The sequence below is a fragment of the Snodgrassella communis genome, assembly GCF_914768045.1.
GTDB classification, from domain to species: Bacteria; Pseudomonadota; Gammaproteobacteria; order Burkholderiales; family Neisseriaceae; genus Snodgrassella; species Snodgrassella communis.
On sequence record NZ_CAJZCD010000005.1, the window covers coordinates 121,937 to 139,370 of the forward strand.

Here is a 17,434-nt window from a genome sequence, read left to right on the forward strand (position 1 = left end):
CCAAGTCTGATTCAGCATTTATTTTTTAGTTAAGCCAGATTGCGCTCAGCATACGTCCCGTTTGTCCATCACGTCGATAAGAAAAATAACGTTCACGCTGTAAAACCGTGCATTCAGTACCGCCGTAGACTTGATGTACACCTGCATCAGCCAGAGCCAGCCGTGCCAGCGCATAAATATCTGCCAGATAATGGCCATTACCAATATCAGCAAAGGCTGCCTGTGCCTTGGGCTGGCGCAGACAAAATGCTTCCCACACTTTCGCACCTACCTCAAAGGCTTCCGGTCCTATTGCCGGCCCCAGATAAGCAAGAATTTCCACTGGATTGACCTGCATGGCCTCTACCGTATTCTGCAATACCCCATTTGCCAGCCCACGCCAGCCGGCATGTGCCGCAGCCACTACCGTACCGGCACGGTCGCACATCAATACTGGCAGACAATCCGCAGTCATAATGGCACAGGCTACTACTTCACCCTGCCGGCAGAAACTGGCATCAGCAGCTTCTGGCCTACCCGCCTGCAACGCAGTTAATGCCGACATAGCATCGGTTACCTCGGCACTGTGTACCTGATTCAGATAGGCCAGCGGCTTTGCCACCTGCTGCTGCACCAGTGCGCGATTATGCTGTACTGCCTCCGAAAGATCTCCTACATGCGCACCAACATTTAATGAAGTAAATGGTGGCCGGCTCACACCACCTTGTCGCGTAGAAATCAGGGTATGTACATTAGCCGGTGCCGGCCATTCTGCCTCAAAAAAGGATTTTTTGTCCTGAGTCAGACCAAGTGCCTGATTCATGTCCCACTGATTCATCGTGCTACTCTATTCGCGTACATAAATAACATCCACATCATAATCATCGTCATCCCAATCTTCATCTTCCGCTTCGGTACCCAAACGCTGCTGCCACTCATCTGCGGTTTTAATCGCAGAGTCCATGCCAGCCTGTAAACGCAGCACGGAGAGCAAATGATAAATATCAGCCGGCAATGGTGCTTCAAACTGCATAGTTTCCTGTGTTTGCGGATGAACAAAGCACAGACGATAAGCGTGCAGTGCCTGACGTGCCATTGCTTTAATTGCTGCCTTGACTTCAGCTGTAGCTGGCTGGCGCGGATTGCCATAAAGCGCATCTCCAGCCAGTGGATGACCGGCTGCTTTCATATGCACACGGATTTGATGAGTACGACCGGTTTCCAGCTGGCACTCTATATAGCTGAAATCAGCATAACGCTCCAGCACCTTGACATGGGTAATGGCCTCCTTGCCACCGAAAGGCACAACAGCCATACGAATACGATTATGCGGATCACGCCCAATTAAGGTTTCAATTTTGCCATCAAAGGGTACCGTGCCATCCGCTACAGCACGATAGGTGCGTTTCACAGTACGTGCCTGTAATTGGCGTACCAGCTGCGTTTGCGCAGCTACAGTTTTGGCTACCACCATCAGACCACTGGTATCCTTATCCAGCCGGTGCACGATTCCGGCACGAGGCACCTGTGCCAGTACCGGACAATAAGCAAGCAACCCGTTAAGGAGCGTACCATGCCAATTGCCTGCAGCAGGGTGGACTACCAGTCCGGCAGGCTTATTCAGCACCAGTACACAATCATCTTCATATATAATATCCAATGGCATAGACTCAGGTACAAAGGCCTGTTGGCTTTCATCCTGCTGGATAGCTACCTGAATGGTTTCACCACCGATTAATTTATACTTGGGTGGTACCACACTGCCATTAACGGTAACATGATTATCCTTTATCCATGCAGTCAGGCGACTGCGGGAGAATTCTGGCACCAATTTTGCCAGTGCTGCATCCAAGCGCAAGCCGGCCAGATCATTTGGTACTGCCCAATTTTTATAAGTTTGTGCACTATCATCTGCCGCAAAGGGCAAATCATCGTTATAATCGTCATCATTCTCTAACAAAGAAGTGTCTTCCATGAAAAATTTGTTTTTGGCGGTGGCCTTAGGCCTGTTACTGAGTGCCTGTGCCAGCACAAGTACGGTCGATAAAGATTCCCAAATTACCCGGGACTGGTCTGTTCAGCGTTTGTATAATGAAGCTCATGATGAGCTGATGCACCGTAATTATACTCATGCTGAGAAATTATACGAAATTCTACAGGCACGTTTCCCTTATGGCTCCTATGCAGAACAGGCTCAGCTGGATCTAGCTTATGCTTATTACAAGGACGATGAGAACGACAAGGCACTGGCAGCTGTCGAACAGTTCCAGCGTCTGTATCCGCAACATCCAAATATGGATTACGCACTGTATCTGAAAGCACTGATACAGTTGAATGAAGACAAATCCTTTGTCAGCAAACTGGCTAAACAGGATTGGTCTGACCGTGACCCGAAAGCCAATCGCGAAGCCTATACTACCTTTGCCCAGCTGGTGCAGTATTTCCCCCGGAGCAAATATGCCGATGATGCCCGTACTAAAATGCAGAAACTACTGGAGGCACTTGGTGGCAATGAACTATCAGTAGCTCGCTATTACATGAAACGCGGTGCTTGGTTGGCGGCAGTGGGACGAGCACAGACAGTGATTTCCCAATATCAAAACACCCCCAATGTAGAAGAAGCGCTGGCAATCATGATTTCAGCATATGCAAATTTGGGTGAACAGGCATTGAGCGATGACACAAAACGTGTTCTGGCACAGAATTTTCCAGACAGCCCTTATTTACAGAAACCATGGAATGACCATAATGCCATTCCGTGGTGGCGTTACTGGAAATAATTGCTACAGCCATCAAATTATGCAGTCTTATACAAACTAATCCTACGCTATCAGGCCAATATCAATTGTATTGGCCTGATATTTTTGCAAACGCAGTATGCACTATTTTGGTCAATATGCTGCACTGTGTACAGACTGTAGATTCATCTGAGCTCATGTTTTAGCACAAAACAGCTATATATAAACCATAAATTAAAGCTAAAATATCAGCAGAAGCATTTTACAATTTAAAACAACTAACTACAAATTACCAAAATCTTTGGGGATAGCCGATGAAAGCACTGATTTCAATTGATTACACTAATGACTTTATTGCTGAAAATGGCGCATTAACCACCGGAATAGCGGGACAATCAATTGAAGAAGAAATGGTCAATGTGGCCAGAACATTTATTGAGCAAGGTGACTTTGTGGTTTTTGCCATTGATGCCCATCAGGCAAATGATCAGTATCATCCAGAAAATAAATTATTTCCGCCACATAACATCATCGGTACAGAGGGACAGGATTTATATGGTGCATTGAAGAACCTGTACACAATAAATCAATCTAATTCGCAAGTTTACTGGTTAAATAAACGTCATTATTCAGCATTTAGTGGTACTGATCTGGATTTACGTCTGCGTGAAAGAAACATCACAGAAATACATTTAACTGGCGTATGTACCGACATTTGTATTTTACATACCGCAGTTGATGCCTATAATCTCAATTATAAAATAGTCATCCATCAACAAGCCGTTGCCAGCTTTGACATTACAGGACATAACTGGGCTTTAAAGCATTTTCAAAATACTTTAGGAGCAAGCATAATTTAATCATTCTGATTAGCTCTCGATTTATCTTACCATAAGCAAGAGTTTTTGTAGTGCACAGGCGCCTGATGTAACTACCCACTAAAAGAGTACAGCCCAAATTTGAAATTTCTCCATTAACCCACGAGAATTTAAATATAAAAAAGACTGAGCACCAAATTATCTCTATTTAAAAAAGCACAAGCCGGTGTTGCGCTTTAAGAACTGTGCCATAAATATGGCATGGGTAACTCAATCCTGTATAAATGGCAAAAAAGCGGCGTAGAAATGTCGGATATCAATCATCTAAAGGAGTAGGAAACGGATAATTGTAAAATTAAAAAACATTATGATTTTCTAATCAGCATAAGTTAGAAAACATATTTTATATTTTTGGTAAATATTCACGTGCTAACCAGCGAATCTGCATCTGTGCATCTGGTAGCAATTGTTGCAATTCAGCTACTGCTGCTTCAACCAGCAACTGCCCGCACATGAAAATATCAATGGCAGCATAGTGATGCTCCGGCCAAGTATGAATGCTGATATGTGATTCTGCCAGTAACAGTACACCAGTTACGCCGCCGCAGCCGCCAAAGGTATGAAAATGGCTGGCCAAAATATGCGCCTGCGCCACCTGTGCTACCTGAACCAATACTTCTTCAATGGCGATGGCATCCTGCAACCAGCTACTGGTCAGTTGATATACATCTAGTAGACAATGTTGTCCTATAGTCTGATTAAGCTGCATTATTTATGCCACCGACCGCCACTGCCACCATAATAGTGGCTATCAGTAGAAGTACCAGCTTCTTTATCGCTGATATAGATAGCATAATTGCACCAAGTAAATATGATGACAATCAGGGCTGCTAAATAAGGGTTATATTTTTTGGCACTATCTGTAGATTCAAATATACCCCATGTCCAATAAGGAATTTTTACAAGCAATCCGTAAGTGATGAAATGAAATATTAATGACGTGATGCCAAAATCATTATCATCCAGTCCTCCTATAAATATCGGTAAATTCAAAATAATAAATAAAACCATCCAAAATTCAACAGTACGAACATCAATGTCGGGTTTAATGAAAGCTTGCAAACGCCATTTTCTGATATTACCTATAGTAAAATCTTTTGCCTTGAGTCTTTGATGTTCATGGACGATTTTAACGGCTTTATCAGCTGACAGTGGTTTTGCCTTAATACTGATATTTTTATTATCTTTAAACCATGCTGCTACCAATGATGCCGGAATACTGCTGACAACCGACCACGACTGTTCGTTTTGAGTCAGGGTAGTGGATAACTTACGCTGTTCACAGCCATAATCGACGTAATACATACTGTCGCCCGGTGCTACCTGCCAATAAAAAGCACCAACAGCATAGAGAACATGAGCGGCATAATCATAAAGAAAAGGAACTTTATCCTTTCTGAAATCAATTGGCTCTAATGGCCTGTTTAAGGTAGGCCAGTCATCCAGCGTTGAAGCCAGTGCCCATCGATTGTTTTCCAGCTCCAGTAGCCATAAAAACCCTTTTTTGGGGGAATAGAGCAGATATTCCGTCCAGCCAAGCGTTTCTATGTCAGTTTCCGCACGTTCGGCTACCTGAATATATAAAGGTACATCCGGCATAACTTTATTAACAGGTACGTCATACAGCACCATCGCGCCCAGTACCCACCAGCGTTCATTGCCAATCCGCGCTCTGCTGCCGATTTTAATGGTCAGATAGTGCTCCTGATGCTGGCGCATTTCACCAGTCGCATGCAGCTGGGCAGTTTCTTCACTCATGTCCAACTGGCTACGGCAATACTGGCACACCACATAATCAGCAATACCACTTACCCAGCGGATTTCCCCTCCGCAATTAGGGCACTTGCCTCTTTTAGTACTACCCTTGACATAACCCGAGTGGGTACGTATCTGCTCAGGTGTGCGGGTATTTTGCAAATGCAGTGATTCTAGTGCCACTCCCTTCCCAGCAAATACCTGTGGCTGAGACTTTCCGTCTGAATAATCAAGCGTGATAAAAGATGTGCCATTGCGACAATCAACTACCTGAGCAGTTTCAGACTGCGGTAAAGATATAGGTAGTTCTCCCTCAGCAGCATACTGACCACGCTGGATATTCCGGATATCGGCAACGGCATAGCCACGCTTTTGGTATTTGAAAAAGGTATTACCAATTTTCAGATTACTGAACTCAGGCAAGGCACGAAGATCAGGCAGTGCTGGTTGCAGACGGGTGAAAACAAAACGGTCGTTGGCCTCGGAAAGCCATGCACTGCTACCATCATGCATCAGCGCATGCCATTCATTCCACGAACCGGCATCGTAATTAACCTGCATCCGCCCGATTAAAGTAAATGGCTTGCCCTGCCACACACCGGAGGTACCGATTTGCAGTGGCGACAAATCATTTAAAACCGCAGAATGGCGACCAGACTGAACCAGCTTATTCTGATTAATTAATAAAACAGAATGACAATAACCACAAACAGCAGTTACCGCGGTAGCTGAGTGAATGCCTATTTCAGCCCCACAGCAGGGACAGGTGCTATGCAGCAGATAGGAAGAACTGTTCATACAACCGGCTAACCAGTGATTTTTTTGATAATCTCAGCCTTAGCTGTATCGTAATCATTCTGGCTAATCAGATTTTGCTCCAGCAAGGTTTTCAGTTGTGCTAGTCTGGCAGTCGGGTCTGCGGCAGTGGTTTCTGTGCCACCTGCCGGTGCTGACTGTGTGGCTGCGGCACCAGTAATACCGGAAGTCATGACATTGGCTATATTCATTCCCGCTGCCAGTCCGGCACCAATACCGGCAACACCGCCCTCATTCTGAGCAGCCAGAGGAATAGCCTGTGCAGTCTGATACTGAGCATACCGTGCCATATCACCAACTATACCCATACCCATGCGTTCATCCAGACGCTGTTGCAGGTTTTCGGGCAAGGTAATACTTTCTACGGTAAAGTTTTCCAGCTCCAGCCCGATCGCGGCAAATGCCGGTTGCAGCAAAGTAGTCATTTGCTGAGACAGCATCAGCTGATTGGCAGCCATATCCAGAAAAGGAATATCTGAACTACCGAAAGCACTGGCCAGCTGAGTAACAGCCAGATTGCGCAACTGCTCTTCCAGTGTTTCGGTGCGATATTCCTCACATACACCACTTACTTCGCGAAAGAAAACTGCCGGTTGGGCAATACGGAAGGAATACATACCAAACGAGCGTACAGAGATGGCACCGAAATCATTGTCGCGAATGGTAACCGGCTGAGCTGTGCCCCAGCGTCTGGATAGCTGCTGGCGCATATTAAAAAAGTACACATCAGATTTGAATGGCGACTGAAATAATTTACCCCAGTGTCTCAAGTTAGTGAGTAAGGGCAAGTTCTGAGTATTCAGGGTGAATGTGCCGGTGCCAAACTGGTCAGCAATGGCTCCTTCATCTACAAACATGGCATTCTGAGATTCCCGTACTATCAGAGCAGCACCATTCTGGATTTCCTGATCCCGTAGCGGGAAACGCCACATTAATACCTCGGGGTCGGGATTTTCCCACTGGATAACGTCGATAAATTGTTTCTTGATGAAACCACCCAAACCATTACTACCAAAAATAGAATTCAGTACCATTGTTCGTATCCAGATTTAAAAGTTTGTTTATTAACTTAATGCAGCAGCATTGAGAATGCCGATAGCTATCGACAGACCAAAAAACAGGATGCCAACTGCGATATTGTTGTTTGCCAGCTCCTGATTGGCTTTGGGAATAAGCAAAGTGGCAATAAAATACACCAGAATCTGCACAATCATGGCAGCCACGCCCCAGATAATGAAACTGATCAGGCTTACTGATTGCAGCATACTGGAAATCAGAGTGATGCAAAAACCGGTCATAGCACCACTGAGTGAAGTAGCACAGGCTATATTGCCCTGTTTAATTAATTTCAGTTCAGCTACAGGAGTGATGCGCAGGTAGACAATAATAAACCCGATTAGCAAAAGCAGAGCAACAGCGAAGTATTTCAAATACTGCAAATACTGCCATAAAGTAATTGCCATATTTCATTTTCCTGATTATTTCTGCTCTTAAACATACCGTATAATAATAGTTTTGTATAGTATGTTTTTACTTTAAGCAGCAATAAATTAACATTTTAATTTGCATAGAGTATTCTGTAACCAGAATAGTTTAGATTCGGGCAGTGATTATGAGTTATCAAAGCCACCATAAGTAATGGCAATGCTGACTTACGGAGCAAGCTACCAATCACTGTAGCGATAGCATCAGAAATCAATAAAGGATAAATAGTGAATCCTGCATTAATTGTGTCGGTGTTTGTGGTAGCCAGTTGCGGATTGGCCTATGAGTTAATCATGGCAGCACTGGCCAGCTATCTGCTTGGGGATTCGATACTACAGTTTTCGTCGATTATCGGTGTATATATGTTTGCCATGGGTATTGGTGCTCATCTGACTCGTTATATTCATGACAAAGATGCATTAAGCCGCTTTATTGACATTGAAATTCTGGTGGGTATAGTCGGCGGTATTTCTGCACTGCTTTTATTTGTGCTGTTTGGTTTTTCCGCTGCACCATTTCGCTCGGTATTGTATGGGCTGGTACTGATTATAGGCATTATTACCGGTATGGAGCTGCCACTGGTGATGCGGGTGCTCAATTTGCGTGAGGTTGAGTTTAAGGAAGTGGTTAGCCGAGTACTCACCTTTGATTATCTCGGCGCGCTGGCCGTTTCACTGCTGTTTCCGCTGATTCTGGCACCGAAGCTGGGCATGGCCAGAAGTGCTTTGCTTTTCGGGATTCTGAATACAGTTGTTGCCCTATTAACTGCGCGCCTATTTAAAAAAGATTTGCGCCGTTATCGGCACTTGTGTCTGCGTGGCAATATTGTTCTGTTTGTACTACTGCTGTTTTTCTGCTACGCCAATCAGATTACCAATAAGGCTGAAGAGCATTATTTCGGTGATCCGGTGGTTTATAGCACCGCTTCTCCTTACCAGCGGTTGGTAATTACCAAGTGGCACAATGATACTCGGCTGTTTATCAATGGCAATTTGCAGTTTTCTTCGGTAGATGAAGCACGCTATCACGAGGCACTGGTGTTGCCGGCAATGGAGCAGAACCCAAAGGCAGCCAATATACTGATACTGGGTGGCGGTGATGGACTGGCTGCGCGGGAAGTGCTGAAATATTCACAAGTTAAACAGGTGACATTGGTTGATCTGGACGCCAGCATGACCAAAGTATTCCGCACTTCAGCACAACTGCGCGAACTTAATCAAGATTCACTCAACCATCCGAAAATGCGCATTATCAATGCCGATGCGGCACAATGGCTAGAACATAATCAGCAAAAATTCGACGTAATTATTATCGATTTTCCCGACCCTTCCAATTTTTCTCTGGGCAAACTGTATTCTGTACCAATGTATCGCATGGTAGCACGACACTTAAACCCACATGGCAATATTGTGGTGCAATCCACTTCGCCCTATTTTGCACCTAATGCTTTCTGGTGCATTGTCACCACACTGGAAGCGACCGGACTGAAAACCCTGCCCTATCACGTTTATGTTCCTTCCTTTGGCGAATGGGGCTACGTGATGGCTAATCAGAATGGTGAATTTCTGATTCCCGACCACTACCGTGTCCCAACCCGATATCTGGATGCCAATAGTACACGGGAAATGTTTAATTTTCCGAAGGACATGCAGCGACGTGCGGTTGAAGCCAATCATCTGAATACACAAAAGCTAGTGGAATACTTTGAAGCAGACTGGCGTGCGGTAATGCGCTAAGGGGGATGGAGAATGAAAATCAGTCGCCGCCGCTTTCTCGGCCATGCACTCGGTGTCAGCATGGTAGGATTAACCGGCTACGAAGCATGGCGTTATTTTGTGCCCGGAAGACCGCCAATCAGCGTGGATTTTCCGGGCAAAGCGATTGGCCATGCTATTCGTGATGCACAAATGCAGCCGCCTGCAAACATACCCACACACTACGTCAACACGGTGATTATCGGCAGTGGAGCTGCTGCCTTATCTGCCGCGTGGCAATTGTCCAGACAGAAAATGCAGGATTATATCCTGCTTGATGGTGCGGAACGTAATGGCAACAATCGCGGCGAAAGCCAGTTTGGCGTGGATTACCCAACTGGCGCTCATTACCTGCCTCTGCCCTCGCCCGAGTCTGAACACATTCGTGAATTACTTGGCGATTTACAGCTTTACCAGCATGGTGTGTATGATGAACGTGCCCTGCTGCAAGTACCCAATGAACGCCTGTTTTATCAGCAGCACTGGCAGAATGAATTACTGCCACAGCGTGATGCCGACAGTGAGCGTTTTTTTCACTTTATCCGCCAGCTCAGCAATCAGCGTGGTGCCGATGGCAAACGCCTGTTTACCATCCCGCTGGATTTATCCAGTACCGACAGCCACTGGCGTCGGCTGGAACAGATAACGTTTGCCCACTGGCTGCAACAGCAGGGTTATCATTCATCAACATTATTATGGTATCTGGATTATTGCTGCCGTGATGATTACGGGCAAGGTATCGGCCAAATCTGTGCCTGGGCAGGTTTACACTACTTCTGTGCACGCGGTAATGAACAAAATGAGCATGGTTCAGTGCTGACATGGCCACATGGTCTGCATGAACTATCGCAGCGCATACGCACATTCTGCCGTCTGCAACCACTTAATCGCTGGCCTGAAAGCAGCCAGCCACCTAAGCGACCATGCAGTTTGAATGCCTTTGCTGTTTCGATTGAAGAACATACACATGGTGTGCGTCTGCTGGTCTGTACCGGCCAGCAGAAATATTTCTGGCTTGAAGCGCGCCATGCCATCTGTGCCATGCCACTGTATATTGCTGCACATGTAGTTAAAAATATTCAACAGTATGGTTTTAAGCCTGAAAGCCATATGCCACAGTATGCACCGTGGATTGTGGCTAATTTCTTGTTACGCGGAATGCCACCAGAAAGCAAGAACAGCAGGCTGGCGTGGGACAATATCCTGTATCAGGGTGCGGGGCTGGGTTATGTAGTGGCCACCCATCAGCTAATCCGGCAAGGGCCACCGGCTTACACCTCTTTTACCGCTTATACGGCACTGAATCAGGATACACCAGCAAATGTACGCCACTGGATGCTGTCTGCCTCGCCGGAGGAGATTTACCGATGTGCCGCAGCGGAGCTGGAACAGATTTACGGAGTAGTCTTGCGCCGGCGCATACTACAGGCACGGTTAAGTCTGCGCGGCCACGCCATGGCGGTACCGCAGCCCGGCTATCTGACCAATCTGGGTTTACAGGCACTGCGTTCTTATACCGGACGTTTACAGTTTGCCCATAGTGATTTATCCGGTTATTCGATTTTCGAAGAAGCCTGCTACTGGGGCAAGCGTGCAGCCATGCAGATACTGGCACAGCAATAATCAATCGCTACTTAGGAAAACAAAACTGCCTGATGCCATACTTACAGATGGCATCAGGCAGTTTTATCCGGAAATCAGTTCTCAGACTTGCAGATAATCCATGATACTTTGTGCTGCATCTCGTCCCTCGGCGATGGCGGTAACCACTAGATCTGAACCGCGGGTAATATCACCACCGGCGAAGATCTTCGGATTGGCGGTTTGCTGTTTGTATTCACCATTAGTCTGAATGCGGCCACGTTCATCCACGGTTACGCCGACAGTGCTTAACCACGGCATGTTGTGTGGCGCAAAACCAAACGCCACAATCACGGCATCACAGGCAATCACTTCTTCACTGCCGGCAACGATTTCAGCGCGGCGGCGCCCATGTTCGTCTGCTGCGCCCATACGGGTTTTTACTACCTGTATGCCGGTAACAGCACCTTCTGCATTGGTCACTATGGCCTGTGGCTGGACATTGAATTTAAACTGTACGCCTTCTTCGCGCGCATTATTGAATTCTTTTTTGGAACCGGGCATATTGGCTGCATCGCGGCGATAGGCGCAGATAACTTCTTTTGCCTGTTGACGCAAAGCTGTGCGTACGCAATCCATGGCGGTATCGCCACCACCTAGTACTACTACGCGTTTGTTGGCCATGGAAACATAATTTTTACTGGCAATATTCAGCAGATTTTCGGTATTGCCAATCAGATATGGCAAGGCCAGATAGACGCCGCTGGCATCTTCATTCTCAATGCCGGCACGCAGCCCCTGATAAGTCCCTACGCCCAGAAATACAGCATCGTACTGTTGTTCCAATTGTTGCAGGGTGATGTCTGTACCGACATTGACACCCAGTTTGAATTCAATCCCCATATCGGTGAGTACATGGCGCCGGTGCATCATCACTTCTTTTTCCAGTTTGAAAGCCGGAATGCCAAATGTGAGCAAGCCACCAATTTCTGTCGCCCGTTCGTATACTGTAACGTCAACACCATTGCGAATCAGTACATCGGCACAGCCCAGCCCAGCCGGCCCGGCACCCACTACGGCTACTTTTTTGCCCACTTTTTCCACCGCACTGATATCAGGACGCCAGCCCTGCGCAAAAGCCTGTTCGGTAATATATTTTTCGATGGCACCAATGGTAACCGCACCAAATTCAGCGTTTAGAGTACAGTCGCCTTCGCACAAGCGATCTTGCGGACACACGCGTCCGCATACTTCCGGCAGGCTGTTGGTGGTATGCGCTAGTTCCACTGCTTCAATAATCCGTCCTTCATTCGCCAGCCGCAGCCAGTTGGGAATGTTGTTGTGTAACGGACATTTATTCTGGCAGTACGGATTGCCGCAGGCCAGACAGCGATCAGCCTGAGCAATCGCCTGAGCAGTAGTAAACGGCTGATAGATTTCCGCAAACTCATGCTGACGCACGGTAAGCGGTTCTTTCGGAGGATCGACACGCGGGACATCGATAAACTGGTAAACATTTTCGCGTTGACTCATCTGGTGTTCCTTGCACTATTTCTGTTTATTCCTGATTTTGGAGCGGTTTTACTGTGTAACGGCTCTCAGCTCGGTAACGGTACGTGGTTTGTGTCCCAGCAGCGCATGAACATCATTGGCTTTCGGTTTAACCAGTACAAAGCGGTTAACATAATTGTCCCATTTTGCCAGAATGCGTTCCCCTAACGGGCTATGAGTATTCTCCACATGCTCAGCAATTAAGCCACGCAGGTTTTCCTGATGCATGCTCAGCGCACTGATATCCAGCCCTTCCACCAGCTCAGGGTTGATGCGCTGCCTGAAGCCTCCATCCACATCCAGTACATAGGCAAAACCGCCAGTCATACCAGCACCGAAGTTGATTCCGGTTTTACCCAGTACACATACCACACCGCCAGTCATGTATTCGCAACCATTGTCGCCAATACCTTCCACGACAACTGTTGCACCGGAATTGCGCACGGCAAAACGCTCACCGGCCTTGCCGGAAGCAAACAGCTTGCCACCAGTAGCGCCATATAGGCAGGTATTGCCAATAATTGTGGTGTCTTCCGGCCGGAATGCTGTACCACCATGCGGATGAATCACAATCTTGCCGCCGGCCATTCCTTTGCCTACATAATCGTTGGCATCTCCGGTCAGATATAGGTTTACGGTTCCGGCCAGCCATACACCGAAACTTTGTCCGGCGGTACCATTCAGGTATATATCAAAGCGTTGTGGTGCATGGCCGCGATTGCCGTAAGCCGCAGCAATCTGACCGGACAAAGTAGCACCTACTGAGCGGTCTGTATTGTTGATGTCATAGCTTAAATCCACATCTGCACCGCTTTGCACTGCATCCCCGATATCCTGCATGATGGTGCGGTTAAGGCGGCCGCTATCAAACGGCGGATTGGTCTGAGTACAGTAACGCGAACTGCCATCCGGTACTTTAGGTGAGTACAGTAGCTTGCTCAAATCCAGCGTACTTTGTTTCGGCGTGATGCCAGACACGATTTCCAGCAGCTCGGTACGGCCGATTAAATCGGTTAACTGGCTTACTCCTAGCTGTGCCATGATTTCGCGCACATCCTGTGCAATGAATCTGAAATAATTCATTGCTTTTTCTGGTAAACCATGGAAATGTTCCTGACGCAGGGTATCGTCCTGAGTAGCTACGCCGGTAGCACAGTTATTCAGGTGACAGATGCGCAGATAGCGACAGCCTAAGGCAATCATCGGCCCGGTACCAAAACCAAAGCTTTCTGCACCAAGAATCGCTGCTTTAACAATATCCAAACCGGTTTTCAGGCCGCCATCTACTTGCAGGCGCACTTTATGGCGCAGATTATTTTCCACCAGTGCCTGCTGAGCTTCGGCCAATCCCAGCTCCCACGGGCTGCCAGCATATTTCACGCTGGTAATCGGGCTGGCTCCGGTACCACCATCATAACCAGAGATGGTAATCAGATCAGCATAAGCTTTGGCTACTCCGGTAGCAATGGTGCCAACACCCGGTAAAGACACCAGTTTCACAGAAATCAGTGCGCGCGGATTAATTTGTTTTAAATCAAAAATCAGCTGCGCTAAATCTTCAATCGAATAAATATCATGATGTGGTGGTGGTGAAATCAGAGTAGAACCAGGCACGGCAAAGCGCAGTTGTGCAATATACGGGGTAACCTTGTCTCCCGGTAACTGTCCCCCCTCTCCCGGTTTGGCACCCTGAGCCACTTTAATCTGAATAACATCGGCGCTCATCAGATAAGCCGGTGTCACTCCGAAACGACCTGAGGCCACCTGCTTAATCCGTGATACCCGTTCGGTACCATAACGGCGCGGGTCTTCGCCTCCCTCACCAGAATTAGAAAAACCGCCCAGCCGGTTCATCGCTGTGGCCAGTGCCTCATGCGCTTCTGGACTTAATGCTCCTATCGACATGGCTGCACTGTCAAAACGCTTATACAAGTTTTCAGCCGCTTCCACCTGTTCCAGTGCTATTGGTGTAGCAGTTTCGGTTTTCAGCCGCAGCAAATCGCGTAGCATAGAAGGAGGCCGCTTATTTACAGTATCTGCATAACGGCGATAGTTGGCATAATCACCACTATTGACGGCTGCCTGCAAAGTATTGACCACTTCAGGATTATAGGTGTGGAATTCTCCTTGTGGCTTGTATTTCAGATAGCCACCGATTTCCAGCCCTCGGCTTTTCTGCCAGGCGCGCTTGTGAAACCAGCGTAACTCCGCATCCAGTTGTGCAAAAGTGGCTCCTTCAATCCGGTTAAGCATATTTTTAAAGCACAACTCCATCACTTCCTGATGAAAGCCGATTGCTTCAAACAGACAGGCACAGCGATAGGAAGAAATGGTCGATATGCCCATTTTAGAGATAATTTTATACAAACCTTTATTGATGCCATCGCGGAAATTGATCATTACTTGCCGTAATGGTTTGGTAATCGCGCCAATGCTCACCATTCTGGCCAGACTCTCATAGGCCAGATAGGGATACACTGCTGTGGCGCCCAAGCCTATCAGTACAGCAAAATGGTGCGGATTGCGTGCCGAAGCAGTTTCAACAATAATATTTGCATCACAGCGCAGATTGGTTTCCACCAGTCGCTGCTGAATCGCGCCGACGCTGAGAACAGCCGGAATCGGCATGGCATCTCGACTGACATTACGGTCTGAAATCACCAGCAGCACTGCCCCATTTCTGACTGCGGCCACGGCTTCATCACACAAGCGCACCAGTGCCTCTTTCAGACTGATTTCATTCGGGTTATAGACTGCATCCAGATGATGATGCTGATAGTATTCGGCTGATAATTGCAGCAACTGCTGCATATCGGAGAACAGCAGTACCGGCGATTGAAAATTCACGCGGTGCGACATGCCCTCGGCTTCAAAAAACACGCTCATTTCGCGCCCGATGGAGGTGTTCAGGCTCATTACATGTTTTTCACGCAAAGGATCTATCGGCGGATTGGTGACTTGGGCAAAATACTGACGGAAATAATCAAACAATACCCGCGGTCGCTGCGACAACACGGCAAACGGCGTATCGTCTCCCATTGAGCCCACTGCTTCCTGACCATTTTCGCCCAGTACGCGCACGACACTTTCCAGTTCTTCTATGTCATAACCGAACAATTTCTGGTAAACCAGCAGTCTGTCTGCTGAAAAACTGGATTCGCCTACTTCTTCGTCTGGCAGCTTCTCAAACGGAACCAGTGATAGAACATTTTTGTCCAGCCATTCTTTATACGGATGGCGCGTTTTTAATTCGGTATTGATGTCGGCCGATTGCATCAGCCGCCCCTCACGTGTATCAATTACCAGCAGTTCGCCCGGGCCGACACGGCCTTTTTCCACCACTTCATCCGGCGCGTAATCCCAGATACCTACTTCTGATGCAATGGTAATCAGCTTGTCCTGAGTAATCACATAGCGCGCCGGCCGCAGGCCATTACGGTCGAGCGTGCAGGCTGCATAGCGGCCGTCGCTGAGCACAATCCCTGCCGGTCCATCCCACGGTTCCATATGCATGGAATTAAAATCATAAAATGCGCGCAAATCCTCATCCATATCCGGATTATGCTGCCAGGCCGGCGGTACCAGTAAGCGCATGGCTCGAAATAAATCCATCCCACCATTTACAAACAGCTCCAGCATATTATCCAGTGAGCTGGAATCAGAGCCGGTTTCATTGACAAATGGAGCCGCTGTCTGCAAATCCGGAATCAGCGGAGTGTGGTATTTATATGAGCGCGCCCGTGCCCAAGCCCGATTGCCGGAAATAGTATTGATTTCACCATTGTGCGCCAGATAACGAAATGGTTGCGCTAGCTGCCAGCGTGGCAGCGTATTGGTTGAAAATCGCTGGTGAAACAGACAAATTGCACTTTGCATGCGTAAATCAGCCAGATCAGGATAAAACCGCGGTAAATCCTTGGGCATACACAGCCCTTTATAAATCGTTACCTGATTAGACAAACTGCAAATATAAAAATCGCGGTGATTAATACGCTTTTCAATGCGCCGGCGGGTCATAAACAGCCGCCGTTCCAAATCACGCGGCAGCCAGCCGGCCGGCGCATTGATAAAAACCTGCTCAATATGTGGCATATCTGCCAGTGCAATGGCACCAAGCATTTTCGGATTAGTGGGTACAGGCCGCCATAGTGAAATATTCAGCGTTTCACGAGTCAGCTCCTCCTCAATAATGGCCTTGTACTCCTGTGCCAATGCCTCATCACGTGGAAAGAATATCATGCCCACCGCAAAATTCTTTGCCAGCGTGATGCCAACTTCTTCGGCTACCGCCTGAAAGAATTTTTTCGGCATTTGTAGCAACAGGCCACAGCCATCACCTGTTTTGCCATCAGAGAGAATCGCCCCGCGATGCTGCATGCGAGACAACCCCAATATTGCGGTACGCACCACCTTGTGGCTGGGTTCGCCTTCAATATTGGCAATTAATCCAAAACCGCAGTTTTCTTTTACTAAAGTGTGGTCGTATAAACTGGACATCAGGAAACCTCGCTTACTGCATTAACTGCAAAGCACAAATTGATTAGTCAAGATATCAAACATACAAAAATTTACCTATATGCGTCAAAATTTTTTTTGGTTAGCATGACAAAAAAAAATCTATGATTTCATTAAATTTCAGTTGAAATCACTACATATATTCAATCTAAAACGCATTAAAACGGTATTGAACAAAAAATATGCTATATTTCACCAAATTACATATTAATGGCAATCAGGCTTTAAAATCTAAAAAAATGGGCAAAAAGAGTAAATAATGCCATTAGCAAGTTAAATTAATGAGAATAATAATCAATTCATATTTTAATTCAACAATATAACACTACCTTTAAAATAAAACCTATTCTCAGACATCCATACAAAGATAAGCCTGTCCTGT

12 protein-coding genes are annotated in these 17,434 nt (G+C 47.0%); 4 read left to right on the forward strand and 8 right to left on the reverse strand.

Annotation, left to right across the window (positions count from 1 at the left end):
• Window positions 1-25: 25 nt before the first annotated feature.
• Window positions 26-817, reverse strand: coding sequence for a peptidoglycan editing factor PgeF (pgeF, locus tag MJ761_RS06790; RefSeq protein WP_093092793.1), 792 nt, complete (start codon window positions 815-817; stop codon window positions 26-28).
• 9 nt (window positions 818-826) lie between these two features.
• On the reverse strand, window positions 827-1,954 hold the full coding sequence (rluD, locus tag MJ761_RS06795; protein WP_093092791.1) for a 23S rRNA pseudouridine(1911/1915/1917) synthase RluD: 1,128 nt from the start codon (window positions 1,952-1,954) through the stop codon (window positions 827-829).
• Here rluD and MJ761_RS06800 point away from each other — a divergent pair.
• Both MJ761_RS06800 and MJ761_RS06805 read left to right on the forward strand, forming a co-directional pair.
• Entirely contained in the window at window positions 1,953-2,759 is an 807-nt protein-coding gene (locus MJ761_RS06800) for an outer membrane protein assembly factor BamD (protein WP_093092789.1), read from the forward strand. The two genes, rluD and MJ761_RS06800, sit on opposite strands and share 2 nt — an antisense overlap.
• A 272-nt stretch (window positions 2,760-3,031) precedes the next feature.
• Window positions 3,032-3,577: a cysteine hydrolase family protein gene (locus MJ761_RS06805; protein WP_093092787.1), complete on the forward strand. Its 546-nt coding sequence runs from the start codon at window positions 3,032-3,034 to the stop codon at window positions 3,575-3,577.
• A 361-nt stretch (window positions 3,578-3,938) separates the two neighbouring features.
• On the opposite strand, the gene speD is transcribed toward MJ761_RS06805, so the two are convergent.
• From speD to MJ761_RS06825, 4 genes are all read right to left on the reverse strand, one after another.
• Window positions 3,939-4,304, reverse strand: coding sequence for an adenosylmethionine decarboxylase (gene speD / locus MJ761_RS06810; protein WP_093092785.1), 366 nt, complete (start codon window positions 4,302-4,304; stop codon window positions 3,939-3,941).
• On the reverse strand, window positions 4,304-6,148 hold the full coding sequence (locus MJ761_RS06815; RefSeq protein ID WP_093092783.1) for a DUF4178 domain-containing protein: 1,845 nt from the start codon (window positions 6,146-6,148) through the stop codon (window positions 4,304-4,306). Before MJ761_RS06815 ends, speD begins: the two co-directional genes overlap by 1 nt.
• An 8-nt stretch (window positions 6,149-6,156) precedes the next feature.
• Window positions 6,157-7,167: an SPFH domain-containing protein gene (locus MJ761_RS06820; protein ID WP_093092959.1), complete on the reverse strand. Its 1,011-nt coding sequence runs from the start codon at window positions 7,165-7,167 to the stop codon at window positions 6,157-6,159.
• Window positions 7,168-7,230: 63 nt separating this feature from the next.
• On the reverse strand, window positions 7,231-7,629 hold the full coding sequence (locus tag MJ761_RS06825) for a DUF350 domain-containing protein (RefSeq protein WP_093092781.1): 399 nt from the start codon (window positions 7,627-7,629) through the stop codon (window positions 7,231-7,233).
• A 249-nt stretch (window positions 7,630-7,878) separates the two neighbouring features.
• Between MJ761_RS06825 and MJ761_RS06830 the strand changes: the two genes are divergently transcribed.
• Together MJ761_RS06830 and MJ761_RS06835 are read left to right on the forward strand one after the other, a co-directional pair.
• Window positions 7,879-9,387 (forward strand): polyamine aminopropyltransferase, encoded by a 1,509-nt coding sequence (locus tag MJ761_RS06830; RefSeq protein WP_239392878.1) that lies wholly within the window; start codon window positions 7,879-7,881, stop codon window positions 9,385-9,387.
• Window positions 9,388-9,399: 12 nt separating this feature from the next.
• Complete coding sequence (locus MJ761_RS06835) at window positions 9,400-11,028, forward strand: FAD-dependent oxidoreductase (protein WP_093092777.1); 1,629 nt, start codon at window positions 9,400-9,402, stop codon at window positions 11,026-11,028.
• Between the two features lie 81 nt (window positions 11,029-11,109).
• Here MJ761_RS06835 and MJ761_RS06840 read toward each other — a convergent pair whose 3' ends face one another.
• Both MJ761_RS06840 and gltB read right to left on the reverse strand, forming a co-directional pair.
• The gene (locus MJ761_RS06840) at window positions 11,110-12,519 is read right to left on the reverse strand and encodes an FAD-dependent oxidoreductase (RefSeq protein ID WP_093092775.1); all 1,410 of its coding nucleotides are present in this window, start codon (window positions 12,517-12,519) and stop codon (window positions 11,110-11,112) included.
• A gap of 48 nt (window positions 12,520-12,567) precedes the next feature.
• Window positions 12,568-17,034, reverse strand: a complete 4,467-nt coding sequence (gltB, locus tag MJ761_RS06845) for a glutamate synthase large subunit (RefSeq protein WP_093092773.1) — start codon at window positions 17,032-17,034, stop codon at window positions 12,568-12,570.
• Window positions 17,035-17,434 lie beyond the last annotated feature (400 nt).

What these genes read in the sequence shown, in the direction of transcription:
- MJ761_RS06805 (WP_093092787.1), top strand. Translation starts at nt 3,032, where the DNA reads ATGAAAGCACTGATTTCAATTGATTACACTAATGACTTTATTGCTGAA.
- pgeF (WP_093092793.1), bottom strand. Translation starts at nt 817, where the DNA reads ATGAATCAGTGGGACATGAATCAGGCACTTGGTCTGACTCAGGACAAA.
- MJ761_RS06840 (WP_093092775.1), bottom strand. Translation starts at nt 12,519, where the DNA reads ATGAGTCAACGCGAAAATGTTTACCAGTTTATCGATGTCCCGCGTGTC.
- MJ761_RS06835 (WP_093092777.1), top strand. Translation starts at nt 9,400, where the DNA reads ATGAAAATCAGTCGCCGCCGCTTTCTCGGCCATGCACTCGGTGTCAGC.
- rluD (WP_093092791.1), bottom strand. Translation starts at nt 1,954, where the DNA reads ATGGAAGACACTTCTTTGTTAGAGAATGATGACGATTATAACGATGAT.
- gltB (WP_093092773.1), bottom strand. Translation starts at nt 17,034, where the DNA reads ATGTCCAGTTTATACGACCACACTTTAGTAAAAGAAAACTGCGGTTTT.
- speD (WP_093092785.1), bottom strand. Translation starts at nt 4,304, where the DNA reads ATGCAGCTTAATCAGACTATAGGACAACATTGTCTACTAGATGTATAT.
- MJ761_RS06800 (WP_093092789.1), top strand. Translation starts at nt 1,953, where the DNA reads ATGAAAAATTTGTTTTTGGCGGTGGCCTTAGGCCTGTTACTGAGTGCC.
- MJ761_RS06825 (WP_093092781.1), bottom strand. Translation starts at nt 7,629, where the DNA reads ATGGCAATTACTTTATGGCAGTATTTGCAGTATTTGAAATACTTCGCT.
- MJ761_RS06815 (WP_093092783.1), bottom strand. Translation starts at nt 6,148, where the DNA reads ATGAACAGTTCTTCCTATCTGCTGCATAGCACCTGTCCCTGCTGTGGG.